Here is a 22,584-nt window from a genome sequence, read left to right as displayed (position 1 = left end):
CCTGGTTGATTCGCTATCGGCGATTCAACCTGTTATTCGGGTTGTGTGAGGGCGTCGGTGATGCGGTCGTGGACCGGAGGTTTCGAGGTTCTGGCCGGCGGTGTAGGCGGCAGCGTGGGCGCGGGTGTATTCGTCGTCGCTGAGCCGGATGGGGATGCCGTGGGCGGGGCCTGGGGTGGGCCTGTGGGCGAGTTCGCGTCTGAGGTGCTCACGCATCTCGCCGATGCTAAGGGATGCAAGGTCGGTGAGGATTTGAGCGCCGGTGGAGGCAGGGTCGTCGAGCAGGGCCAGGAGGAGATGGTCGGTGCCGATTTCTTCGTGCCCGAGCAGGGCGGTCTGGCGCAGGCTGGCTTCGAGGACCTTCTTCGTCTTCGTCGGTGATTGGGATGTGCCCGGCGGCCGGGGCGGATGCCGCCGTGCGCTGGTGCCCTGGAGCTTGCTCTCGAGTGCCGGGGCGGTGACGCCCCATGAGGTCAGTGCTGCCGTTCCGGGGCCGCCGGCGTCGAAGATTCCGACGAGCAGGTGTTCGGTGCCGACGGAGTTCTGGTGGTGGGTGCGGGCGGCGCCGGCGGCGAGGACGACCACTTGACGGGCTTGATCGGAGAATCTCTCGAACACCATGACGCGCTCCCTCCCCAGGCGTCGCCGCGAGCGACGCGATTCACTGCTGAATGCGCTGCTGCCCATTCTGGGCGGTGTGTAGGTGGTTTTGGGTGGGATCGATGCGACGTCGGCACCCGCGGGCGTAATGGTGCTGTGACCTGGTTTGATGACAGGTGTCGGCGGGCGCGCGGGTGTCTTTTCCGGCCGGTTTGGAGACGACGACCGCTGTCCCATTGGGTCCGTTCGCCGGTCCGTGCCCGGAACACTCGCGCCCGTGCGGGGACTGGGCGGGGTTGGCCTGCTCGTACAGCGTCGAACAGTATTGCCGCCAACTGGTCCCAATCCTGGGTACGGGCGTCGCTCCGGTTCCGTGCGGTGTGTGCGACGTCGATGGCCGGGTGCTCGATCCGCAGGAGTGCGGGCACGGTCACGTGGCGAAGCGCCATGCCCTGCCGATGCCCGCTCCTGGCCATGACGGAAATGGTCCTGCGCTCGTCGCGCCCGTTCGGGTACAACCGATGTCGGGCACAGCTCATGACGACGGCGCCGGAGCGGATCCGGTCGGCACTGGAACCGATCCTGGGGCGTCCACCGACCCTGATCCGGTCGGTACCGGAACGGTGGGGGGGGACGGCGGAGGCGTTGGAACCGATCCGGGTTCGGGGTACAGCTACACCCCGCGGTGTGATACGGCTGAACGTGCCTCCCGTCGTTTGCCATGGGTTTTAGGTTGAGTTGCCGTCGGCCGCAGGATCGCCTCGATCTTGCGGCCGACCGCAGTGCGTTTCGAAACTGCCATTTCGTGACAACGCGGCACGGGGAGGGCGTCCAGCAATCCATCCTTTGGCCGGACCCGGCAACGGCGGCAGAACCCCGGGACGATACGTACCGGCCGAAACGGTGATCTGTGACTATCGGAGTTCTCTGGCGAGGAGTGCGGTGGAACCCCACCACCTCAGCCGCACGAGCGAGTGCTATGTCTCTGAATCAGCTGATCTTTTCGTGTAGACGGGCGACTTTCGTAAGGATGGAGTGGGCGGTCGCGGTCCAGACGTACGCGTGGGGATGGTCGTTGTGCGGGTCGAGGTAGTCCTGGATCGAATCGATCAGGTCGGGTACCGAGTGAAGCCACCGCGCCGCAGCGTTGTGTCCGTCAACTCCCGGAACCAATGCTCGACGAGATGGAGCCACCACGAGGAGGTAGGTGTGGAATGCACCTGGAACCGAGGATGTTTGGCGAGCCAGGCTTGGGTTTTCGGGTCCTTGTGCGTGGCATCGTTGTCCAGGATCAGGTGGATCGCCAGGTTCTCGGGTACCTCACGGTCGATGGTGCGCAAGAACTTCACAAACTCCTGATGCCGGTGCCGGTGCCGGGGTAGGGGTAGGGGTTGGCCGATCATCATGCGAGTGAGCACGTCGAGTGCCGCGAACAGGGTCGTGGTTCCGTGGCGCTGGTGATCGTGGGACATCGTCTCGCGGCGCTCCTTGACCGTAGCCGGCGACGCTGCGCGCGGTCGAGGGCTTGCGCCGACGACTTCTGATCCGCGCACACCGCGATCGCCTGCTCCGGCGGGTTCAGGTACAGCCCGACGACGTCGACGAGCTTCTCCCCGAACCGAGGGTCGTTCGGGTACGTGGCGGTGTCGACCCGGTGCGGTTTGAGGCCCCGGGCCGACCACACGCGCTGCACGGTGTCTTTCGAGACCCCGACTGCCTCGGCCATTGTCCGGCAACTCCACTGAGTTTTGCCTTCGGGGCGATAGTTTTGCGTCAGATCCACGATCTTCTCGATCATCTCCTGCGGAATCGACGCTTTGCGGCCACGGCCCTTGCGGACGTCTCCCAGCCGTGCCACCCCGTCCTCGACGAACCGTGCCCGCCAGTTCGATACCGACCCGGGCGAGACGGACAACGCCCGTCCGATCGCGGCATTGGCCTGGCCGTCGGCTGCCATCAACAGCGCCTTGGCACGCACCACCTCACGATGGGCACCTGACTGCGACCGGGCCACCGACTCGAGCACCTCACGTTGACCCGGGGTCATCTCCAGGGCAGCGACCGGCTTTCTCATGTGGAAGTCCTATCCACCACGATGACAATGATTTGCGAGACGCAGTATGAGTGGGTACGCCCGACCCGAGTGCAGTCGAGTCGCTTGTCGGGTACGGCCACCATTACCGGACCGGTACGGTAGCGCGGGGCTTCATGACCGACCACAACCTTCGGGCTGCGAATTGCCGGAAGTACTCTTCTTTGGGTGCGTCGACCAGCGCCGGCAGAAGGAGCCGCCACGAGGTCGCCATGCCTTCGAGCAGGTGGTCGGGGTTCTCGGATGCCTCGGACAGCAGACGAATCCCGTAGGCCATGTGCACGAGGAGGAGTCCGAGCTCGTCGGGATCGCTGTCGTCGCGCAGATCGCCCTCCGTGAGCGCTCGGCCCGCGAGCTCCCGGCACGTCGTTATCCAGTTGTCGAATGCCACCGTGCGTGAGCCTCCTCGGTAGTCACCGATTTCGGTGACGAGCCGGAACGCGGCACGGATGACATGATCGTCTCGTCCGTAACCGGCCATCGCATAGGAAATTTCGATGAGCAATTCGAAGGCGCGGGGGTGCGATTCGATGCGCTGCGCGTATGCGCGTTCGAATCGGGTCAGGCCCTCGTCGATGACAGCTCGGGCAAGAGTTTCCTTGGAGCTGAAATGAAAGTAGAGGGCACCCTTGGTGGCGCCGGAACTCCCGATAATGCCGTTCAGGGTTGCGTGCACGTAACCTTGCCTGGCGAATTCGATGGCTGCGTGCTGTAACACCGTATCCCGGGTAATTCGTGCTCGCTTCTGCATGACGATGACCATCCATCTCCGCACTCTTCCGGTACCGAGTACCGGGCTCGAGTATGACTGAATCGGGGTATCTCCGAGGCAAGAGTGCGCCACACCAACATTGGAGAGACCAGCGACAGGCAAGGCGCCTGCCCCCGACTGGCAGACGCCTTGTGTCACACCGTAGGTCCTGAACAACTTCCTGACCGGACCACGCCGCTACTTCCCGAGAACTTCCCTGGTCGGCCAGGTCATTTCTGGCCGGCGGCGGCCGGAGCTTCCCCGTTGTCGGTATCGACCAGAGAGGTGTAGGCGACGATGTTGGACAGGTAGCTGCGGGCGTCCGGGTCGTACTCTCCTCCACAGGTGACCAGTTGCAGCGTTTCATCACCGTGCGAGCCGTACACCTCCTCGGCCGGGAACTCCGTCTTCGGATATGTCTGCACCTTGGTGACCGCGAAATGAGCGATGGTGCCGTCGGTCAAGCTCACCTCGATCGAGTCTCCCGCCTGCAGGTCTTTCAATCGGTAGAACACCGCCGGACCCTGATAGGAATCGACGTGCCCCAGGATCACTGCCGAACCCAGTTGGCCCGGAGCCGGCCCGAACTTGTACCATCCCGGCTTGTCGAAATCGGTGGGCACCTCGACTGTTTCGTCGGGATTGAGTCCGAGTGTGATGAGTGTTTCGTCCACCCCCAGTGCAGGGATCCGGAGCGCGACCGGTGCCGGGCCGGACGCCCCGTCGGAGGGCGCCGGCACGGTGTCGGTCACCGGTGGCGGTCCGAGCTGCGGATCTCCCGAATCCTGATAGCTGCGTAGGGCGAGGACAGCCGTCGCGATGAGTATCAGGACGGCTGCCAGCACCCACCAGCGTTTCGTCCTGCCCATCGCCCCCTCGGGCCCTGGCCACTCGGGGCCCGGGACGGGCTCGGGGTATTCAGGGCTCGGGTCGCTCATCGCTGCCTCCTGCGCAGTCGGGCTCCCTGGCCTGCCGCTATGGCTGATCCGGCCAGGGCCAGACCTGCGAGGGCGCGGAGAAGGGTGTTGTCATCGGAGTGGGGAGTGGTGCCGCCCGCCCCGGTTTCCGGATGCCCCTTGGGGATGATGTATCCGTTACCGCCGGGGCCGCCCTTGCCTCCGCCGCCGGGTCCACCTTGCTCACCGGGTCCGCCTTGCTCACCCGGGCCACCTTGCTCACCCGGGCCACCTTGTTCGCCGTCACCAGGTCCGCCAGGACCGCCAGGACCGCCGGGGGGAGCGGGGGGAGCGGGGGGAGCGGGGGGAGCCGGAGGAGCCGGAGGAGCGGGGGGAGCGGGGGGAGCCGGAGGAGCGGGGGGAGCCGGAGGGCCGGGGGGTGCCGGCGGGCCCGGAGGAGCGGGAGGGCCGGGAGGAGCGGGAGGGCCGGGAATTCCGGGGACACCGGGGATGCCGGGGACACCGGGGATGCCGGGGATGCCTCCGCCGGGGGGGATCGGAATGGGGATGGGGATCGGAATGGGAATCGGAATGATGGGACCGTTGGTGACGGTCGTAGTGGTGGTGGTCGGCGGTGCCGTGGTCGTGGTTGTCGTGGTCGGCGGCGGTGTCGTCGTGGACGTCGGCGGCGGCGTGACGCAGTTGGGCCGGGAGATGGTGTTGTTGTCCAGGGTGACCGCACCATTGCGTGCCAGTACGCGTCCGTTCACGGTGGTGCCGGTCTGCACCGAGATCGAGGTCAACGCCATGATGGTTCCGACGAAGGTGGTGTTGGTCCCCAGGGTCGCTGAGCTACCCACCTGCCAGAACACGTTGCACGGGGAGGCCCCGTTGATGAGGGCGACCGTGCTGCCCGACGCGGTGATCAACGTGGACCCGGCCTGAAAAATGAACACCGAGTTGGGATCACCCTGCGCATCGAGGGTGACGGTGCCGGTCAGTCCCATCGGGCCGGCCGTGTTGTAGGTGCCGTCGACCAGGGTCAGGCCACCGAGATCGGGGGGCGCCGCCGCGGTGGGCGGCCGGCCGGCCGCATCGTTGTAGGCCGTCGTCAGATCGGATTGAGCTTGCAGCGCAACGGCATCGGCAACATGTTGGGTGCCGTTGATCACCGTTCCCGGCGGAAAGCCGGTGACCGCGCTGCCCGGACTGACACCCAGGTCCCCGGAGATGATCGACGGGCCGGTGTTGGTGACCGTTTGGCCCGCCAATATCGCGAAGGAGTTGGCGGTCCCCAGTCCGACCGGGGGATGAGCCGCTGACGCGACTCCACCAAAGACGATCACAGCCGCGGCGGTCGCCATGGCCGCCCCCGCCACAAACCAGCGACGCGGAGTATGCGCCTGGGTCGAAGTGTGCACCGGTGTCACGAATTTCCCCTCACTAAATGGAGCGGTTGACGGCAGGAATCATTCGCAAACCAGCTGGTCTGTGTCAACGACCCCGTCGGTGTGTCGCTTAATTGACTAATTCCCACCCGGGATGGTGGACGTACTCATCACGAGAATTGTCGAGATTGAATTACCGCCGCCCGGTAGTGCAAATCCTTGCCTTTCGTAAGAAATAGAATTCGTTGCGTCCTCGAAAAGTTGAGGTGTAGCTGCATGCTGCCTGGTAGAAAGCTTTTGGTTAACCTTGTTGGACGTACAGGAAGTTTATTGTTGGTTTGTTACCAACCTACATTGCATGCTTTTTCGTACCTCAAGTTCATCGATGGGCCTCCTACCGTTTATGCGGCAGGAAAATGGGACGTTTTTCGGCCGATCGTCACATTTTACTAAACCATTACTTTGCTGGTAACAAGTTACGTTGCCGTCAATCGTGCTATCTTTCGACGCGTCAGCTTCAGTTCTGGCCCGTTCGTGAATGTGGTTAACAATCATTTCCGTTACTCGGCGTAACTCTAAAGCGTGTCCGCAGTGCCTGTATCCCTCAGGTCTTTTCGATTCCGGGATGGGCACGGGAGGTCTGGCAAGGGTCGCCGTTCTCGTCGACAGCTACCTCATCGGTTCGTCAAGGAGATGAAGATGTCCAAGGACCAACCCGCGGGAGTATTCGCCAGTGCGATGTCGCATGCGGTCCCCGATGGTGATGCGGATTCGCTCGCGCCAATGACTTCAGCCGAGCCCGCCGAACCGTCCGTGGGCGCGACGAAGCTCCCGCAGTTCTCCGCACGGGTTGACCCCGACTTGCTGCGGCAGGTGAAGATCGAAGTAGCCACCCGTGGGACGACGTTGCAGGCCGCGACTGCCGAGGCATTCCGGCTGTGGCTGTCCTCGAAGTAGGCACATCGAGGACAGCTCTCGCCACACTGTCGGACAGATTCACGGTGAGTGTCAGTGGTTGTTGTCCACTTTGATGATGACGCCATTGACGATCCCAGGGCGCCAAACGGAGCCGCGAGTCTGCCCACGGTCGCACGCGGTCTCCGCCCGATAAGGTACGGGGGACAGCGGTAATAACTGTCCGGTGAGGGGTAATCCCGCGGATCCGTTCTTCGATGGCATCCGGATCTCTTCATCGATGGCCGGTCGCGGATTTACGCAACTTTTCCGCTGAACCTACTTCTCGCGAAGTCTTTCCAAGAAATTCGGTAGGTGCCATCAGCGAAGCTGAGGTCGCGCACAGGACGGCATCTTCCCGCCGCGCGCGTGGTGCCGTTCTGAGGACACCTCCCCGCAGAATTGCTCTGAGGGCACCCCTGCGCTACCCCGGATGCAGGGGTGTCTCATTGTTCGGGCCCGGATCGCGTCGGCGACAAGGCGTTCGAGGAGGATCAGCGCGTCGAGTTCGAGATCGGATGGCGCAGGAAGGTCCGGAGGCCCAGAACGCGTGTGCCGTGTTGCCGATCGTCGTCGGAATTCATTGTGTGCGGCGCGGAAGACGCGGTGTTCGGGCACCGTGAGAACGTTGCAGCGCTACAACGCCCGGTAGGCGCTGTTCACCCGCCAACTCTCCGACGCAAGGGAGGGTGCATTTCGGGGACGTCGCCGGTCGTAGTAGCTCAACGGAGGTACCGGCGGAGGAGACGCTGCGTGAATGTTGTTCGGGATCACCCGTCCTTCTCGCCGAGCAGGTGGCGCTGTACTTCAGGTCAGTGAGCTCGACGAGCCATCGTCACTGACCGAACCAAATGTGACCTCAACTCGCTCAGAATGGGCGCGTGTGTGTGGGTGGGTCCTGGTTCAGGAAGGTGGTGCAGTTGTCTGCGGTCATCGGTGGTGTGAGGAAGAAGCCTTGCGCGAGGTCGCAGTCGCAGGCACGCAGTGCGTCGAGTTGGGCACGGTTCTCCACACCTGCTGCGGCCACTTTGGCGTGGAAGGCGTGGGCGAGGGCGACCACGGCCGACACGATTGCGGCGGAACGCCCACCGCTATTGGCTCGGGCCCGGAGCGTACGGTGCAGCCCATGAGGCCAATTGCGCCGCCGGTCTCCGCGAAAAGTGGTGATGAACTGCGGATATGACACGTCCCCATCTCTTCTGGGCGACGACGACGCGTGCCGCCTTACAGCGGCGGCGGCGGTTCGTCCCCGTGGACGAGCTTCCACCACAGGGTCGCGGGCTGACGAGGGATCGGGTCAACGATGATCACGTCGGCCCGATCGGCGGCGGCGAGCATGTAGGGCCGGCGGCGCTCGCGCCATTGCGCGGCGACATCCCCGGGGACCGTCGATGCTCATCGGACTGTCGAGGGTCTCGCACGCCAGTTTCAGCCACGGGACGAGGTGGCGTTCGGCTTCCCGGCTGATTCCGTCACCGGCGAGGGCGTTCTCGACGAGGAGACTTGTCAGATCGCGGCGGATCCGCCACCGCAGTTCAGCTTGATCGACAATGCAGGACCGCCCGGTGGCCCGGTCGTGGTCGGCGCCGGCCGAGTCGGCGGGGGCGGCGCGAAGCCGTCGGGTGGCTCTGCGGGTTATTGCCCCGAACATCTCGGGGCGTTGGTGTTGATCGAGGGTGCGGGCATGGGTACAGGCGTCACACAGTTCGGTGAGCGCGGGCAAAGACGGCCGCCGGTGGGTGGCGAGTTGGGCGAGCATGTCGGCGCCGAGGTCTTCGGCGCGCGCAAAGACTTCGAGCCCGTGCCGGTAGCGCATGACTGCGGCGTTCTCCCAGTGGCCGGCGAGTGTGCGCTCGCGGCGGGGGAGCGTAGCGGCAGCGGCGAAGAATCGTTGCTCAGCTACGAGTGCTCTGTTCCGCAACTCGGTGGCTGCGGCATCGCAGTGGTCGGGGGTGATGCCGTGCAGCGGAATCAGCGCTTCCCGGAACGCCTGCGCAGCGTAAGCGAAGTTTTCGAGATCGACGGGGAGGGCGCGCGTGCGTCTCAGCAGTCCAAGCGCCATGTCGGGCAGTCTAACCCGACCGGATTGGGATGCCGGTCCGCGCCCGCGCCGGTGCGCGCGGACCGACACGACCTCGGTTCCGGCGATGGCGATCGACGTCGAATCCGCGCCAAAAGGTGCGTGACCAGCAGAAATAACACGTCCCCTGCCCCGGTCTGTCGTAGTCGGCTTCAGAAGTGGCAATGAGCTTGTGGCACAACTATATCCATGTGCTGCAAGCGTCCCGGGTGGAACAACCGACTCGATTCCGCCCCAGGACGCCGTTCTCGTCTTCCGAGGCCGCGGCGACTGACTGTCTGTGGCAGGGGGCCGGATCGAGACGGATGGAGGATCCACATGAGCGAGCAGCAGCGACGTGACTTCAAGGTCGCCCCCTTCGCAGGACGCGCAGATCGGACACCGGTGGAAGCGGCGCCCGCAGACAGCGGCGCAGCTCCCGGCCTGCCGGCCGGGTCAAGCCGTCGTGGGAATGGTGATCTCAGCTCTGCCGTCGATGGCAGATAGCAGGTAGTGCGGGCAGGTGACCACCTGCTGAGGCACGGGAATCGCCTGCCGGTCGGTGTCGAGGTAGAGGCGGTAGCGAGTTGCCCGGGTCGATGGCCGCCGGTGTCCGGGTCGACGGCGCCGAGGAAGTACCCGTGCACGTTGTCGACGGTCGAGAAGATCGCGCGCGCCCACTCGGAGGGCTCCGCGGACGGCAGATGGCGTGGCCGGCCCGTCGCGGCGTCGACGGTGTACGCGATGACCGTGACGGCGAACCCGGCCGCAGCGGGGAACCACTGCTCTGCCGCAACGTCGAACGGTGCGATGTACGTGTGGATCCGCAGCTCGACATCCGTTCCGGTACGGGCCGCCGCTGTAATGATGTGCGGATCCACCGCGACGTCACCGGTGGTCAACTTCGGCAGCGCCTTGTCGGAGTCGGCGTGGATGCTGCCGGGATCAGCGGGCATGGGGCAAGGGTACGGGCCGCCGATCCGCGGCCGGCGGGGTGACGCGATTCGTCCGACCGACGACTGATCCGGCAGAATGAAGCGTTGACCTGCAGTGACGGCAGGTCGCCTAACGGAAGGGCTGGGCCGGTACCGGAGTGCGCGCAGGTTCGTTCGTGTGGCTGCATGAGGTATCAGCCGATTTCGGCTGGTCATGACATCGCGCGCAGCTTTTCGAACTACCGCACGATTCTGCTCGTAACTGATGATTCCACGAGTTACGCGTGCAAACCGGGAGTTGTTAGCGGATTCCGATACTCGTCCAGTGGCCCACAGGTTTCTGCACCGTTTGACGCACCCCGCTCTCTATCGGTCGTTGCAACACCTTCGATGACGTGGTGTTGGAATGGCGAAGAATGCGGATGCTGCTGCTCAGGCTCGGTTCCTCGGTTTGGTGCGAGAGGGATCGGCCGAGGCAATCGTCGGCGTCAAGGTTGGCCCCGGGGCGAATCAGCACGAGAACTACTTAGCGGAGAAAGGCGTGTTGCGACGCTTCGGGTATGTCGCCGCGGCCGAGAACCTCACCAACTCCGAGACCCCTACCTATAGGCCCTGACGAGAGTAAGCGTCCAAGGTATACCCAGTTCGGCCACGATCTGTCCCTCACAACCAACGACCGGCAGCCCGCCCGCGCCTGATTGAACATGGAACAGGACCGTCACCGTTCGTGATCTCCATCAAGCGAGTGTCCTACTTGCGACCGGGTCGTAGTAATAGCTCGGCGTCGACGGTGTCGTCACGAGCACGCCGGTCAGTGCAGGCTGACGGGTCTCCCTGACGAAGGGCGGCGACCAGCATCTCGACGAGGCGATCGGGCCTCTCGCGATCCCGTTGTCCATCAGCGACGAGACCGATACCTACCAGAGCTATGAGCACATCATCCGGTGCGATACCGAATCGCACGGCCCCGGTCGCGGTGGCCGCATCGAGAAGTGCCGACATGGCCTCAGTCAACCGGTTTGCAGTGCGCAGGCACGACCTCTCCCTGCCGGATATGATCACCTGAAGTGCCTCTGCCATCCCGGGAGTGGTTACCAGGAACTCCGCAAATCGGTGCATCCATCGCACAAGCGCGTCGCCGGCCCCACTGGAGGCCGATAACCGACCAGCGGTGGCGATCAGCCCGTCTAGCTCGGCATGGAACGCCGCTTCCACCAACGCGGCCCGTGTCGGGAAGTGCCTAAGTAGCGTCGTCTTGCCTACGCCGGCGTCTGTTGCGATGTCGGTAACGGTGGCATCCAACCCGTCACGGGCGAACACCCGGACTGCAGCGTCGGTGATCCGGGATACGTTGTGTTGCGCGTCTGCTCGCACGAAGGTCGTTCCAATCCAGAAATGTCATGGTCATCGAACGCAGATGACCTTCATCGACCCGCCCGGCAGGGGCGTGCACGCGGGCGCTGACACGCCGCGGCACAGCTCCCTGGCGGTCCGAGCCGATTATGCGGGGCTTGGGAGTGTCAGTATGCCCGCGGATGCTGTTGCTTTCTCGAACCTGTCCGCAACGTCAGCCCAGTTCACCACGTTCCAGTACGCCTTGACGTAGTCGGCCTTGATGTTCTTGTACTGCAGGTAGAACGCGTGCTCCCACATGTCGAGCATCAGAAGGGGGACGATGCCGATACTGATGTTGCCTTGCTGATCGGTCAGTTGCTCGATCACCAACCGTCGCCCGATCGTGTCCCACGCGAGAACGGCCCAGCCGGATCCCTGGAGGCTCGTGGCGACCGCCGAAAAATGAGCGAGGAAGTGGTTGAAGGATCCGAAGTCGCCTTCGATTGCTGCAGCGAGATCACCCGTCGGCTTGTCTCCTCCATTGGGCGACAGATTCTTCCAAAAGATCGAGTGATTGGTGTGGCCGCCGAGATGGAAGGCGAGATTCTTGCTCAACAGTGGGGCCTTCGCCGCGATCGTCGCATCCTCGCGGGCCTCGGCGAGCTGCTCGATGGCTAGGTTCGCGCCGGCCACATAGGTGGCGTGATGCTTGCTGTGGTGCAGCTCCATGATCTCCCCGGAAATGTGGGGTTCGAGCGCCGAATAGTCGTAGTCGAGTTCGGGGAGCACGTACGTTGCCATCAGATAGTCCCTTCGGTGTTCCGGTTGTGTGTCGGCGTGACAGACCGGTGCTGGCGGCCCGCTTCCTCCGGCGTGGGGGCTGCGGGAGGCGCGGAACGGTTGCTGGTGGTCCGCCCCGCTTTTTCGACGAAACCGACGCTAGTACCTCAACTGCAGTTGAGGTCCAGTCGATGTGGCGCACGGCACAACGCGCAGTCCTTGTCGAGTACATCCGAGGTTCGGCGGGGTAGCGGTGTCGCGCAGCGCTCCGTGGCTATCCGTTGGGACCAGCCGCGGTCGTTCTGCATGCGCGCCGTCGGAGCGCGGGCGAAGGTGCCCGGAGCGGCCGGGCATCGCGTGAGATGAAGTGAATAGTTGCCGATCGGGCGGCGTAGCGAGTGCGGCTCGAATCCGCCCTCATCGAAAGTCGAATTCGCCTCGCTGTCAAGGAGTGTGACGAAGAGGTAAGAAAGTTGACCCATGTTTGCGTATGCCTGAGTGTTCGGATAGTAGGCACTCGGAGCAGGCTCGAAAATGGGCGTGGAGCGGTCACTGCAGTGCGCCGCAGCCTGTGGCTGCAGATTCTACGGGGAGCGCTGGGAATAATGTCGCCACCAAGATGGTATTGCACAAATATCATCTGCGTGACAGCATAATCGTGGGAGAGTGCAGCACACCTTTGTCGGCATGTCGCCGACCAGCTCCCAGGGAAGGGGCGACCATGTCTCTGGCTTCCGCCTCCGCGGGCGTTGTCGACCGACGGATCGTCCACGCGCAGGATGCCACTGTGGTCCAAGATTCGGTCAATCATCGTGCGCGAGCGGCGGGTCGACGGAAATGGGAACGGCACGATCCGTTCCTGCCCATGTTGGAAGGCGACTGCGCGTTCGGACCGCCCCCACCCGAGGGCGGAGACAATCTCTGAAATCGAAGGACGTTTCACTCATCGCTGCAGGTAAGTCGCAGCATGAACCCGTTGTAGCGAGCGGACCAATTCTCATGAACACAGACGGCGAGCTGCGGCAGGCCATGTGCGACTGCCCAGGCAGGCGCGCTTCCACCACACCACCGCAGCACCCAGTAGGTCCACTATGACGCTGCGCTGCATATCCCTCAAGAAGACCTATCCTCGACAGGAGTACGACGTGGAACTTGGCATCTACAGCTTTGGCGATGTTCAAAAAATCGAAGAGACAGGCGAATTGGGCTCGACGGCAGAATCTATGCGCAACCTTGTCGAGGCGATCCGGGTGGCCGACCAAGTCGGACTCGACTACTTCGGCGTGGGTGAACACCACACTCGTGAGATGCCAGCGTCGGCCGCAGCCACCGTCCTTGCGGGCGCTTCTACCGTCACGCACAACATTCGCCTTGGCAGCTCGGTGACAGTGCTCAGTACAGATGACCCCGTCCGGGTCTTTCAGCAGTTCGCGACAGTCGACGCGCTCTCGAACGGGCGCGCAGAGATCACTGCCGGCCGGGGATCGTCGACGGAGTCCTTCCCCCTGTTTGGTTACGACCTCGGCGACTACGACACGCTTTACACCGAAAAACTCGACCTCCTCCAACTTCTCAACGAGTCCGAGGACCTCGCGGTGACGTGGAACGGCACCGTTCGTCCTGCGCTGCACAACGCAATCGTCGTTCCACGCCCGGAATGTGGATCGCTGCCTCTCTGGGTCGGAACCGGGGGTACACCTGCCTCCTCCGTGCGAGCAGGCCTCCGAAAGCTTCCGGTCATCTATGGCATCATCGGCGGTGCGCCCGCGTCATTCGCGCCACTCGCCGACCTTTACCGCAGGGCTGCCGCACAGGCCGGCACCCCTTCCTCGCAGACCCGAGTCGGCATCGCAGTGCCAGGGTTCCTCGGAGACGACGGTTCCTCGACCAGAGAGAAGTGGTGGGGGCACTGGTCGGGTCTCATGGAAACTGTCTCCAAACAGCGCGGAGCCCCGATGATGAGCTACGACAGCTACCGCCAAGCCACCGCGGCAGGAGGGGCCCTATTTGTCGGGGAACCCGAGGAGATAGCCGAGCGCATCGTCGCCCTACACCGTGTACTCGGACACGACCGACAGATTCTGCAAATGGACATCGGACACGTGCCCCAGAGAGATCTCCTGCATTCCATCGAGCTACTCGGCGCAAAGGTCAAGCCGCTCGTCGACGCCGATCTCGCCGCCGCACCGACCTCACCGGCAGTCGCACGCGGCTGAAACCCACCAAAGGAGAGAGGCAATGCCAAAATCTGCACAAACCATCGGCATCCTGGGGGCTGGACGGGTCGGCACCGCAATTGCACGCCAGGCCCTCAAGTCGGGATACGACGTCTCGATTGCGACGTCGAAGCCGCCAGAGGACATTTCTCTTCTGGTCGAGGTCGTCACTCCGGGAGCGACTGCGACAACGGCAACGGACGTTGCGACGGCCGACATTGTGATTCTGGCGATCCCACTGCACAGATACAAGACCTTGTCGGCCAGTTCCCTGACGGGCAAGGTCGTTGTCGACGCCATGAACTATTGGGCACCGACCGACGGTGAGATCGATGACTTCGAGGCCGACGATCGAATCAGCAGTTGTGTTGTCCAAGATCACCTGCGCGATGCCCGAATTATCAAGACGCTCAACCACATCGGATACCACGACTTGGAAGAAGAGTGGCGTAGTCCAGGAGCTGCCGACCGTCGAGCATTGGCGCTTGCGGGAGATGACACAACTGCCAAGTCCATCGTGAGTACTTTCATCGACACTCTCGGATTCGACGCCGTCGATGCGGGCCCGCTCACCGCGGGTGCGTTGTTCGAGCCCGGCACCGAGATTTTCAACGGTAAACACACTCAAGTTGAGTTGGAGAAGCTCCTACGCCGATCTCGCAGCTACGTCCCATCGAACTGAAGACCGGGCAGCAACCCCAAGTCGACAGTCAGGCACGCAGAGTGGCTTCGAGTGAGCGATGGTGAATTTCCGAGAAAGGCGGGTGTCACGGCAAGTTGTCCATCGCTTCGCAGGGGCTCGCCCCTGGTTGCTCTCGATGCACGATCATCGCAAGGCGGTGCATGGTCGATTCGAGTTCACTCGCCTCGCGCTCAGACAACCCCGAGAGGAATTGACGCTCGACAGCAGCCATCCGCTGTTCGAAATCCGCCAAACACCCCTCGCCCTTGGTGGTTGGCACGACCTTGCGTGCCCGGCGGTCTGAGGGATCAGGAATCCGTTCGACGAGTCCGGCTTTCACCAGGGTATCGAGAAGATAGGTCATCACTGTCCGATCGATCCCCAGATGACTCGCCAGCGCCAATTGGTTGGGCGGATTACGGTGCACCACGGTGGACAACACCTGATAGCCCCGAATCCCCCCGGGGAGGTCGGAAACTGTGTCTTCGAATCGCGTCTGATAGCCCCGCAAAACCATTGCGAGATGCCACCCGAGATCGCCCGGAACGACGGACGGTTTCGAGGCCGAAGGGGTATCTGCGATAGAGGCCATGAAACCGATTCTATCGTACAATAGGCATCCGACCAGATGATTTGTCAGTTAGATGATCTAATCTGCAGATTAAATGGCTAGGGCTGCGCGCACGACGCGAGCTGCTCGACACGTTGCGGAAGCAGATCCACCCGCACCTGGCAAGGCTGTACCTGAGCTTCGACAGCGACCGACGCCCGGAACGCCTCGCCGACGCGCACCTCTATTCCGGCTGCGCGACCTCAAAGCCAAGTACGACCCGGACAGCGTCTTCCGCGACAACTTCCGCATCGCCCCCGAGAGGAGCGCGTCATGACCGACCTCGGACACAATCTGATCTTCGGCAGCTTCGTCACTCCGGCCGTGAGCCCGCCGCACCATGCCGTTGAGCTCGCCGAACTCTCCGAGCGCGTCGGGCTCGACCTGGTCACCTTCCAGGACCACCCCTACCAGGCCACCTACCACGACACCTGGACGCTGCTGTCCTACGTGGCTTCGCGCACGCAGAGGATCCGGCTCAGCGGCAACGTGCTGAATCTGCCGCTGCGCCAGCCCGCCGTGCTCGCCCGCGCCGCGGCGAGCCTGGACCTGCTCAGCGGCGGCCGGGTCGAGCTCGGGATCGGCGCCGGCCGGTTCTGGGACGCCATCGAGGGCATGGGCGGGCGCCGGCTCACCCCCGGTCAATCGATCGATGCGCTGGACGAGGCGATCTCGGTCATCCGCGGGATCTGGGATACCGAGACGCGCGGAGATGTTCGCGTCGAGGGCTCCTACTACCAGGTCGAGGAGGTCAAGCGCGGGCCCGCGCCCGCCCACGACATCGGCATCTGGGTTGGTGCGTACAAGCCGCGCCTGCTCCGCCTCACCGGCCGCCGCGCCGACGGGTGGCTGCCGTCGCTGCCATACCTGCCCGATGGGGTCGACTCCCTCACCGAGATGAACAAGCACATCGATGACGGCGCGCAGCATGCCGGCCGCGACCCCGCCGCGATCACCCGACTCCTCAACATCACCGGGCAGTTCACTGACACCGGTGCGGGACTGCTTGTGGGAGCACCCGCCCAGTGGGCGCAGGAACTGGCCGGGATCACCCTCGACCACGGCATCTCGGGCTTCATCCTCATCGGCGACGATCCTTACGCCATCGAGGTCTTCGCTGCCGAGGTCGCGCCCGCGGTGCGGGAGATCGTCGCCGCCGAACGGCGCACATCGGGAACCGCGCACCGGTGAGCACCGGCCCTGCCCGCCGTCAATGCGGGCAGCGGGCAGGGCCGGATCCGCCAGCGGCCAGGATCGCCGGCGGCTGGTGATGATCGTGGTGTCGAACAGGGACCCGACGCCGCCGATTTGGTGGCGTCCAGGGCGAGGGTGACCCAGTAGCGGCCGGTAGAAACTCATCGAACCTCGTCGACCGATGGGGAGGTGATGGGGGAGGTGATGGGCGCTCGGAGCTAACCATCGAACCGTGCATGTTCCGGTAGCCTCTCTGTATGCAACCGGTGCAACCAGCCGAGCGGCCCCACGAGGCCGTCGCTCGGCAACTGCCATCCTCAGTCGACAGTATCGTCCCGGCGAGCGTCTGCCGGTCGAGCGCGAACTGATCGAGCGCTTCGCCGTCAGCCGCTCGGCGATCCGGCAGGCGCTGCTCATCCTGGACCAGCAAGGGCTCGTTCGCGTCCGGCCGGGGGTGGGTGGGGGCCCCTTCGTGGTTCGCGAAGCGCTTCCCGCCGCGGTGGCGGCGTTCGAGAACGTGCTGGCCGTCGACCCGGACGAAGTCGCGGAGTTCGCGCGCGCCAAGCTAGTGCTGGAGCCCGCAGTGAACGCGTCGGCGGCCGAGTCGATCTCGGACGAGCAACTCGCCACCCTGGAGGCCAAACGTCGCCGCTGCTCGGATGGGACTTGAGCGTGGCGAGCCGGTGAGGCACTTGATGATCGAGTTTCACTCGATTCTTATCAACTCGACCCGGAACCGGTTCCTGGCGCTGGTCGTCGAGCTCATGGGCCGCACCTTGGACCGGCTGAACCTGCCAGACCTTCAACCCGAGAACCGGTGGCGCATGTTGGAGGAGCACAAGCGCATGCTGGAGGCGCTGCGCCGCCACGACGCCGAGGAGGTGCGATCGCTCACGGTCGCGCACCTCTGCGGCGTCTGGGAGCAGCAGATCTCACCTTCCTCGTTCGAGAGACCGAAGCAGTGGGTATCGGCGAAGTTGAACTGGATGACCGTGTCCCTCGTATCTCACGAGGAATTCGTTGTCGGTGCGATGTCGTGTGCGAGTTGCCATGTGTGGGGCGCGAATTCGTTGTCGATGCCACATCGACGCTGTCGCCGCCGCTCGGGCTACAACGAAGCCATCGTGGAGACGATTGAGTGCAACGGTTGATGCTCACTGACCGTCGGACCAAGAAGCGTTGGGCCGCACCCGAGTCACGTGCTGGGTCGACACGTTGTTCATGATTCGCCTTCGGTGCTGCGCCGGACTCGAAACTGGTCGGCGGGTTGCGAGCCAAAAGGAGCTGTGTAGCCGGCACCGGCGTGTACCGGTGCCGGGCCACTGGAATGTTCGGCTATTTCTTGAGCAGGAATCCTGCGTCGACGGGCAGAGAGATGCCGGTGATGTAGCGGGCTTCGTCCGAGGCGAGGAACAGCAGGGCATTGCTGATGTCGACCGGGGAGACCCATGGAATCGGCAGGATGTTGGCGGCTACGTAGCTGGAGTCTGGTTTCTCCGCGTCGGCGCGGGTGGGCTTGTCCAGATGCGGCATGAACAGCTTACGAACCGTTTCGTTCTGGATCATCTCGGTGTCGACATTGGTGGGCAGGATCGCGTTGACCCGGATGAGGTGCTGTCCGAGTTCGAGCGCAAGGGTTTTCATCAGGCCGAGCATGCCGTGCTTCGCGGCGGCGTAGTGGGCGAGGTTCTGCACGGCCGTGACCCCGAGTGCGGAGCTTGTGAACACGACCGATCCACCGCGGCCACCGGCGATGATATGCGGAATGGTCACGGCGGCAGTGTTGTATGCGCCGGTCAGGTTGATGTCAATGACGTCGTGCCAGGATTGTTCCGGCATAGCGAGGGTCGGGTGTATCGACGCGATGCCGGCGTTGATGGAGACGATATCGAGACGACCGAGTTCGTCCACGGCCTCGTTGACCGCGCGGTTGAGCGCGTCGCGGTTGCGCACGTCCGCTTTGATGGTGACGATGCGTCGGTCCAGCTTCTCCACCTCGAGCTCGGTTTGGCGCAGGTCCTCCTCGGTGGACATGGTGTGGTTGGCCGATTCGATCTGCGCACAGATGTCGATCGCGATGATATCGGCGCCTTCCTCGGCTAGCCGAACAGCGTGGCTGCGGCCTTGGCCGCGGGCGGCACCGGTGATGAGTGCGACCTTCTTTTCTACTCTTCCCATGGTTGCTCCTCGTGGTTGCGGGGTGACGCTCGGAATTGGGCGGTGGTAGCGATTCCTGCGGGTTCTCGGGTCCGCTCGCGGCCCGATTTCCGGGAAGGCGCAGTCGTTCATCTGTTCTATGCTGGAACTGAAGGTGTGGTTGATCGCTACGTTCGACACCAATGGTGCGTCTATCGTCATTGATTGTGCTGGAGAGGATTTCGTTGACTTACTTGAGGAGTATTTGTCCTTTCTGTTCAGTATGAACGCGTCGGTCGCCGCGCGCCCTTGTGTCCGGGCGCGTAGTTGAGCACAAACGTGAACGATGGTCCATGAAAGTCCCAGCCGAAGAACGGAATCCGATACGCAATCGACTGTCCGCGAAGATGGGCACTGACCCATACGATGTCGAGTCGCAGGACCTTTATCCGTCAGCCGTGCTCAGGGTGCTGCAAGGGATGTGCCCGCGGACCTAGTGCGGTGTGGGCAAGTTTGACGGTCAAGCTGTCGCGAGCCACTAAAATCCTGATATCGATTGAGAAGGCGCCTGCAACGATCCGGCGCGGGCCCTCCAATCGGCTCCCCGAGAGAAGCGTAAGTCGAGAATGACATTCTCGTTATGGCTGTTCCACATTTCTTCCCTGCCGAAGTTTGCTTACTCTGATTTCGTCCACAAGTTGTTGGGACCTGTCGGACCGCCTGGGCCGCCTGGGCTGCCTGTTCAGCGGTGGTGCGGGTATGCGCTTGCTAAAATTCGAACTTCGCTCTGGGCACAGTTCGATTCAGGGATGACCTGCCACAGTCGCTCGATGAACCGGCGCGTTGTCATTCCGAAGTGCACAAGTATTTCCTCGTCGGTAGCGCCCCCAAATGGCGCCCACCTGATGGCGAACTCGATGAGGCGCTCAACCTCGTTGTCAGGATGTTTGCGCTTGCGGTTGGCTTCGATCCAAGAGGAGCGACGTCTATGCCGTGATTGCTGATACTCACGAGAGTTCATGGGAATTCACACATCTAATCGGGACTGCGGAAGCCGTGGAAGTTTGGGGGACCTCGCCCACGCGGGAGAAATACGTGCAGCGCCAGTTGCTCTCACCCTGACCGTCAAATTACTTATGTCACAACCCACTAGCAACCGCTTGCATGCTCGACGACGCGAAGGATACGCGCGGTCTTGAATCTCGCTGGACTCTGAACAGGTCGATCAAGGTTCGGTTAATCGGTACCGATCTCGATGTCAGTGCACCGGCGCGAGCGGATTCCCGATCTGGATCGAGCCGTTGCGCCCGATGGTGAAAGCCGTCAGCCCCTCAGAGTTCAGCGGCGGGTCAATTGCCAGGGCGACCAAGACCTTCTGGTAGTTCCACGAGCTCACTTCGATGGTGAGCTGCAGAAGCTCGGTATCGGAGAAGTGCATTCGCAGCTCATCGGCCAGGGCCTGCGACAGACCGGCGGGTTCGACCATGTGAGCATCGGCATACCTCAACGCAGCGGTGTGGGGAGCGCTCATCGAGCCTTGCTCATACGAGAGGATCCGGGTCTCCATCTCGGAATCGACGACTACCCGGTCTCCCTCGACCAGCCGGCAAGAGTTACAGAGTCCACATTGGTGGTACCAACCAGTGCGGATGCGGATGACCTCGCGAGTGAGGTTGTCCAATCCGTCGTGCGCCAGAATCTCGTCGTGCCACTTCATATTGGCGCGGGTCGGTGTGAGGACATGATCGGGCTCGGGAGGAGCTGCAAGGTCGTCTACGGGTGTGAACAGCTGCTCATGAGTCAGACTCAGGCGCACGCTCTGATCGGCGATATAGACGGCTTCGACAAAGTTGCGCAGCCCCGCTTTACCGTACTTGCCGAGGAGCGGCGCTCTCAGCTGCTCGTCCACATCGGCGACATAATCGACGAACTGGTCGATGAAGGCGAGCTCCGGAGTGTCGGTTGTGGCCGCAGGAACAGACTCGGCGCCGAGGATCTTCTCGATTCTGTCCCGGATAGCCGCGAGGACGGCGCCATCGATGGCAGCGGCGCTCGCTGCCCAGGCGCCCACGAGCGTTGCGTAGACGTCCGGGGCGCCTGAAGCGATTGTCTGGAGCCGCGGCGCAAAGGCGCGGCGGAGTGTGTTGATGTTGGGGTCCACATGTTCTCCTAGGTTCGGTGTCCGGCGGGTGGGCCCGCGCTGCCGGCATACCCACGCTGCGGGCGGCGGGCGGAAGCGGGTGAGGTGAACGTCGTGGGGAGTGGCTCGCCCTTTCTGGTGAGTGGGCTGCAGGCAGACCCGGTCCGTTGTCCATCAGTCGGGCGAGTCCGCGATCTGCCGGTGTGAGTGCCAGGACGGCTCCCGCTCCGGGTTTGAGATCACCGTCCGAAGAGACGAGCGAGGAGGCACCGGAAGCATTGGGACTCCGGAGACCGGAATGACCTTGTGTGATAGAGGACACTATGCTGAAGTGTGCGCGAAAATGTCAAGGGCTGTTGCGAACTGACTGCCACGCAGTGGCGTGGTAGGCGCTGCCGGCGATGATTCGGCCGGGGCGGTGGGCTACTCCATTCGGCAGAATTATGAGTATCGAGCCGTGTTCGCCGGCAAGGTGGTTCCGACGGTCCGGGCCGCACTCTCCCGGAACTGACGATCACCGGACGCGGACCCGGGCCGGGACGGGCCCCCGAATTGCGACCGCCCCCGACGGGTCACTGGGGGAACCCATGGGTGCGGGAGCGTTTCGATCACCACCGGTGCATCCACGACACTGGGCCGCTGCGGTGGTGGCATGCAGCCGGGACGCCGGAGTCATCAGTTCGGGCATTGCGCCCGGACCGAGCACGGCTGTCTGCGGTGCGCGAGTGTGTTGACGGATTTGGGAACCAGATCAGGCGGTTAGCGCGAGCGTCGCCTTTGCGAACACGTCGTCCAGTGCGACGGGGCGGGTCAGTATTTCTTGCTGAAGTGCGTGTTCGATCAGCGTCTCGAGCATGTTCCTGTTCGGTTCGATCCCATACGGCAGCGGGTCGGCACCGGTGGTTTCGAGGACGCGCGCATACATTCTGTCGGTGGCGGTAGGGCTGTCGATCGTGTTGGAGCGTAGGCGGTCGACGTAGCGTCGTTTGGATTCAGCGAAGGCGTCGAAGACAGCCGCTGCGACGTCCGGATACTTGTCGAGGACCTCGTCTTTGACGACGACGAGGTGGTTGATCGGGTAGAGCCCGTGTTCGCGCAGTGCTGCGTGGGCAGCGTCGTCGGGATTGGGGATCAGCGGCGCGACGTCGGGATGGTCGATCTCCACGCCGATGGCTGCGTCGATCTCGCCGTCGATCAGCATCGCGGCGAGGTCCTTGCCCGGAGCGGCGGGAACGACATTGCTCGGCGGCATATAGGAGGCGACGTGTTCGTCTCCTGAGGGAACCCAGGTCACCTTGTCCAGTGCGAGACCGTATTCCGACTCGAGGATGCCGCGGGCCCACACCCCGGTGGTCACGGTGTACCCGCGATTGACCCCCACGCGGCGACCCTCGAGGTCTTTCGGTCCGCGGATGCCGGAGCGGGTGTTGTAGACGATGGCGCCGTGATGGAAGCCGCGGACCAGGAAGATCGGCAATGCGGTAAAACGCACGCCGTGCTCACGTGCGGTGAGGTAGGTGGTGAGCGCCATCTCGCTCACGTCGAACTCGAGGGAGCGCACCATCCGGCGGAAGCCGTGCACGAGTACGGGAAACTCCTCGAATTCGAAGGTGAAACCGGAAGGTGTGACCGTCCCTTCCTTGAGTGCTCGGTTGTTGCCTTGTGTGCGGGTGACGGTGGTCAGCCTGCGATTCTGTCCGGGCATGGTTCTCCTGCTCTCGCGCCGTGGTACCGATCACACATCATGGTATATTGGAAAGACCATAAGGCCACCGTTGGCGTCGCGCCGACCGCGTGGCCGACCGAGTACTGGGAG

General features: G+C 63.4%; 20 protein-coding genes and 2 pseudogenes. 8 read left to right on the top strand and 14 right to left on the bottom strand.

Translation table 11 applies throughout. From position 1 onward, the window contains the following. Positions 1–24: 24 nt before the first annotated feature. The 5 genes and pseudogenes from JVH1_RS38485 to JVH1_RS38465 form a co-directional block, all read right to left on the bottom strand. Positions 25–621, bottom strand: a complete 597-nt coding sequence (locus JVH1_RS38485) for a Clp protease N-terminal domain-containing protein (protein ID WP_009478525.1) — start codon at positions 619–621, stop codon at positions 25–27. A 969-nt stretch (positions 622–1,590) separates the two neighbouring features. Continuing rightward, positions 1,591–2,674: pseudogene (locus tag JVH1_RS38480) on the bottom strand (IS630 family transposase). Positions 2,675–2,777: 103 nt separating this feature from the next. After that, complete coding sequence (locus JVH1_RS38475) at positions 2,778–3,455, bottom strand: ScbR family autoregulator-binding transcription factor (protein WP_009478521.1); 678 nt, start codon at positions 3,453–3,455, stop codon at positions 2,778–2,780. Positions 3,456–3,673: 218 nt separating this feature from the next. Then, entirely contained in the window at positions 3,674–4,381 is a 708-nt protein-coding gene (locus JVH1_RS38470; RefSeq protein WP_043781328.1) for a class F sortase, read from the bottom strand. After that, positions 4,378–5,703 (bottom strand): ice-binding family protein, encoded by a 1,326-nt coding sequence (locus JVH1_RS38465; RefSeq protein WP_371113115.1) that lies wholly within the window; start codon positions 5,701–5,703, stop codon positions 4,378–4,380. The genes JVH1_RS38470 and JVH1_RS38465 overlap by 4 nt, the downstream gene beginning before the upstream one ends. A gap of 723 nt (positions 5,704–6,426) precedes the next feature. On the opposite strand from JVH1_RS38465, the gene JVH1_RS38460 reads away from it, so the two are divergent. Then, complete coding sequence (locus JVH1_RS38460; RefSeq protein ID WP_009478518.1) at positions 6,427–6,684, top strand: hypothetical protein; 258 nt, start codon at positions 6,427–6,429, stop codon at positions 6,682–6,684. An 865-nt stretch (positions 6,685–7,549) separates the two neighbouring features. Here the strand turns inward: JVH1_RS38460 and JVH1_RS38455 are convergent. From JVH1_RS38455 to JVH1_RS38445, 3 genes and pseudogenes are all read right to left on the bottom strand, one after another. Then, entirely contained in the window at positions 7,550–7,741 is a 192-nt protein-coding gene (locus tag JVH1_RS38455) for an EAL domain-containing protein (protein ID WP_009478515.1), read from the bottom strand. 237 nt (positions 7,742–7,978) lie between these two features. Further along, positions 7,979–8,743, bottom strand: a complete 765-nt coding sequence (locus tag JVH1_RS38450; protein ID WP_009478513.1) for a hypothetical protein — start codon at positions 8,741–8,743, stop codon at positions 7,979–7,981. Positions 8,744–9,196: 453 nt separating this feature from the next. Then, positions 9,197–9,696, bottom strand: a pseudogene (locus JVH1_RS38445) (N-formylglutamate amidohydrolase). A 385-nt stretch (positions 9,697–10,081) separates the two neighbouring features. Between JVH1_RS38445 and JVH1_RS38440 the strand changes: the two are divergent. After that, positions 10,082–10,291, top strand: a complete 210-nt coding sequence (locus JVH1_RS38440) for a hypothetical protein (protein ID WP_009478511.1) — start codon at positions 10,082–10,084, stop codon at positions 10,289–10,291. A gap of 134 nt (positions 10,292–10,425) precedes the next feature. Here JVH1_RS38440 and JVH1_RS38435 read toward each other — a convergent pair whose 3' ends face one another. Further along, a complete protein-coding gene (locus JVH1_RS38435; protein ID WP_157174057.1) occupies positions 10,426–11,049 on the bottom strand; it encodes a TetR/AcrR family transcriptional regulator in 624 nt (207 codons plus the stop codon). 126 nt (positions 11,050–11,175) lie between these two features. Then, a complete protein-coding gene (locus JVH1_RS38430) occupies positions 11,176–11,811 on the bottom strand; it encodes a superoxide dismutase (RefSeq protein ID WP_009478508.1) in 636 nt (211 codons plus the stop codon). A 1,070-nt stretch (positions 11,812–12,881) separates the two neighbouring features. On the opposite strand from JVH1_RS38430, the gene JVH1_RS38425 reads away from it, so the two are divergent. Together JVH1_RS38425 and JVH1_RS38420 are read left to right on the top strand one after the other, a co-directional pair. Further along, on the top strand, positions 12,882–14,006 hold the full coding sequence (locus JVH1_RS38425; protein ID WP_202803499.1) for an LLM class flavin-dependent oxidoreductase: 1,125 nt from the start codon (positions 12,882–12,884) through the stop codon (positions 14,004–14,006). Between the two features lie 22 nt (positions 14,007–14,028). After that, positions 14,029–14,688, top strand: coding sequence for an NADPH-dependent F420 reductase (locus tag JVH1_RS38420; RefSeq protein WP_009478505.1), 660 nt, complete (start codon positions 14,029–14,031; stop codon positions 14,686–14,688). A gap of 85 nt (positions 14,689–14,773) precedes the next feature. On the opposite strand, the gene JVH1_RS38415 is transcribed toward JVH1_RS38420, so the two are convergent. Continuing rightward, positions 14,774–15,280: a MarR family winged helix-turn-helix transcriptional regulator gene (locus JVH1_RS38415; protein ID WP_043781320.1), complete on the bottom strand. Its 507-nt coding sequence runs from the start codon at positions 15,278–15,280 to the stop codon at positions 14,774–14,776. A 73-nt stretch (positions 15,281–15,353) separates the two neighbouring features. On the opposite strand from JVH1_RS38415, the gene JVH1_RS38410 reads away from it, so the two are divergent. The 4 genes from JVH1_RS38410 (at position 15,354) to JVH1_RS38395 (ending at position 17,643) form a co-directional block, all read left to right on the top strand. After that, entirely contained in the window at positions 15,354–15,575 is a 222-nt protein-coding gene (locus tag JVH1_RS38410; RefSeq protein WP_202803498.1) for a BBE domain-containing protein, read from the top strand. Beyond that, the gene (locus JVH1_RS38405; RefSeq protein ID WP_009478502.1) at positions 15,572–16,489 is read left to right on the top strand and encodes an LLM class flavin-dependent oxidoreductase; all 918 of its coding nucleotides are present in this window, start codon (positions 15,572–15,574) and stop codon (positions 16,487–16,489) included. The genes JVH1_RS38410 and JVH1_RS38405 overlap by 4 nt, the downstream gene beginning before the upstream one ends. 235 nt (positions 16,490–16,724) lie before the next feature. Beyond that, a complete protein-coding gene (locus JVH1_RS38400) occupies positions 16,725–17,162 on the top strand; it encodes a FadR/GntR family transcriptional regulator (protein ID WP_009478501.1) in 438 nt (145 codons plus the stop codon). After that, a complete protein-coding gene (locus tag JVH1_RS38395) occupies positions 17,152–17,643 on the top strand; it encodes an FCD domain-containing protein (protein WP_083849838.1) in 492 nt (163 codons plus the stop codon). The genes JVH1_RS38400 and JVH1_RS38395 overlap by 11 nt, the downstream gene beginning before the upstream one ends. Before the next feature lie 184 nt (positions 17,644–17,827). On the opposite strand, the gene JVH1_RS38390 is transcribed toward JVH1_RS38395, so the two are convergent. The 3 genes from JVH1_RS38390 to JVH1_RS38380 all read right to left on the bottom strand — a co-directional run bounded on the left by JVH1_RS38390 (position 17,828) and on the right by JVH1_RS38380 (position 22,473). Then, the gene (locus tag JVH1_RS38390; RefSeq protein ID WP_009478499.1) at positions 17,828–18,670 is read right to left on the bottom strand and encodes a mycofactocin-coupled SDR family oxidoreductase; all 843 of its coding nucleotides are present in this window, start codon (positions 18,668–18,670) and stop codon (positions 17,828–17,830) included. 1,216 nt (positions 18,671–19,886) lie between these two features. Continuing rightward, positions 19,887–20,789, bottom strand: coding sequence for a carboxymuconolactone decarboxylase family protein (locus JVH1_RS38385; protein WP_009478498.1), 903 nt, complete (start codon positions 20,787–20,789; stop codon positions 19,887–19,889). A gap of 730 nt (positions 20,790–21,519) precedes the next feature. Then, positions 21,520–22,473 carry an ABC transporter substrate-binding protein gene (locus JVH1_RS38380; protein ID WP_009478495.1) on the bottom strand — a complete coding sequence of 318 codons (954 nt, stop codon included), beginning with the start codon at positions 22,471–22,473 and terminating at the stop codon, positions 21,520–21,522. Positions 22,474–22,584 lie beyond the last annotated feature (111 nt).

Origin of the sequence: Rhodococcus sp. JVH1, assembly GCF_000280725.2 — a bacterium.
GTDB classification, from domain to species: domain Bacteria; phylum Actinomycetota; class Actinomycetes; order Mycobacteriales; family Mycobacteriaceae; genus Rhodococcus_F; species Rhodococcus_F jostii_A.
Note: the sequence above shows the minus strand (reverse complement) of the source record. Positions and strands in the feature narration are given on the sequence as shown.

What these genes read in the sequence shown, in the direction of transcription:
- JVH1_RS38410 (WP_202803498.1), top strand. Translation starts at nt 15,354, where the DNA reads ATGGCTAGGGCTGCGCGCACGACGCGAGCTGCTCGACACGTTGCGGAA.
- JVH1_RS38405 (WP_009478502.1), top strand. Translation starts at nt 15,572, where the DNA reads ATGACCGACCTCGGACACAATCTGATCTTCGGCAGCTTCGTCACTCCG.
- JVH1_RS38395 (WP_083849838.1), top strand. Translation starts at nt 17,152, where the DNA reads ATGGGACTTGAGCGTGGCGAGCCGGTGAGGCACTTGATGATCGAGTTT.
- JVH1_RS38475 (WP_009478521.1), bottom strand. Translation starts at nt 3,455, where the DNA reads ATGGTCATCGTCATGCAGAAGCGAGCACGAATTACCCGGGATACGGTG.
- JVH1_RS38420 (WP_009478505.1), top strand. Translation starts at nt 14,029, where the DNA reads ATGCCAAAATCTGCACAAACCATCGGCATCCTGGGGGCTGGACGGGTC.
- JVH1_RS38440 (WP_009478511.1), top strand. Translation starts at nt 10,082, where the DNA reads ATGGCGAAGAATGCGGATGCTGCTGCTCAGGCTCGGTTCCTCGGTTTG.
- JVH1_RS38380 (WP_009478495.1), bottom strand. Translation starts at nt 22,473, where the DNA reads ATGCCCGGACAGAATCGCAGGCTGACCACCGTCACCCGCACACAAGGC.
- JVH1_RS38430 (WP_009478508.1), bottom strand. Translation starts at nt 11,811, where the DNA reads ATGGCAACGTACGTGCTCCCCGAACTCGACTACGACTATTCGGCGCTC.
- JVH1_RS38460 (WP_009478518.1), top strand. Translation starts at nt 6,427, where the DNA reads ATGTCCAAGGACCAACCCGCGGGAGTATTCGCCAGTGCGATGTCGCAT.
- JVH1_RS38415 (WP_043781320.1), bottom strand. Translation starts at nt 15,280, where the DNA reads ATGGCCTCTATCGCAGATACCCCTTCGGCCTCGAAACCGTCCGTCGTT.
- JVH1_RS38485 (WP_009478525.1), bottom strand. Translation starts at nt 621, where the DNA reads ATGGTGTTCGAGAGATTCTCCGATCAAGCCCGTCAAGTGGTCGTCCTC.
- JVH1_RS38425 (WP_202803499.1), top strand. Translation starts at nt 12,882, where the DNA reads ATGACGCTGCGCTGCATATCCCTCAAGAAGACCTATCCTCGACAGGAG.
- JVH1_RS38465 (WP_371113115.1), bottom strand. Translation starts at nt 5,703, where the DNA reads ATGGCGACCGCCGCGGCTGTGATCGTCTTTGGTGGAGTCGCGTCAGCG.
- JVH1_RS38450 (WP_009478513.1), bottom strand. Translation starts at nt 8,743, where the DNA reads ATGGCGCTTGGACTGCTGAGACGCACGCGCGCCCTCCCCGTCGATCTC.
- JVH1_RS38390 (WP_009478499.1), bottom strand. Translation starts at nt 18,670, where the DNA reads ATGGGAAGAGTAGAAAAGAAGGTCGCACTCATCACCGGTGCCGCCCGC.
- JVH1_RS38470 (WP_043781328.1), bottom strand. Translation starts at nt 4,381, where the DNA reads ATGAGCGACCCGAGCCCTGAATACCCCGAGCCCGTCCCGGGCCCCGAG.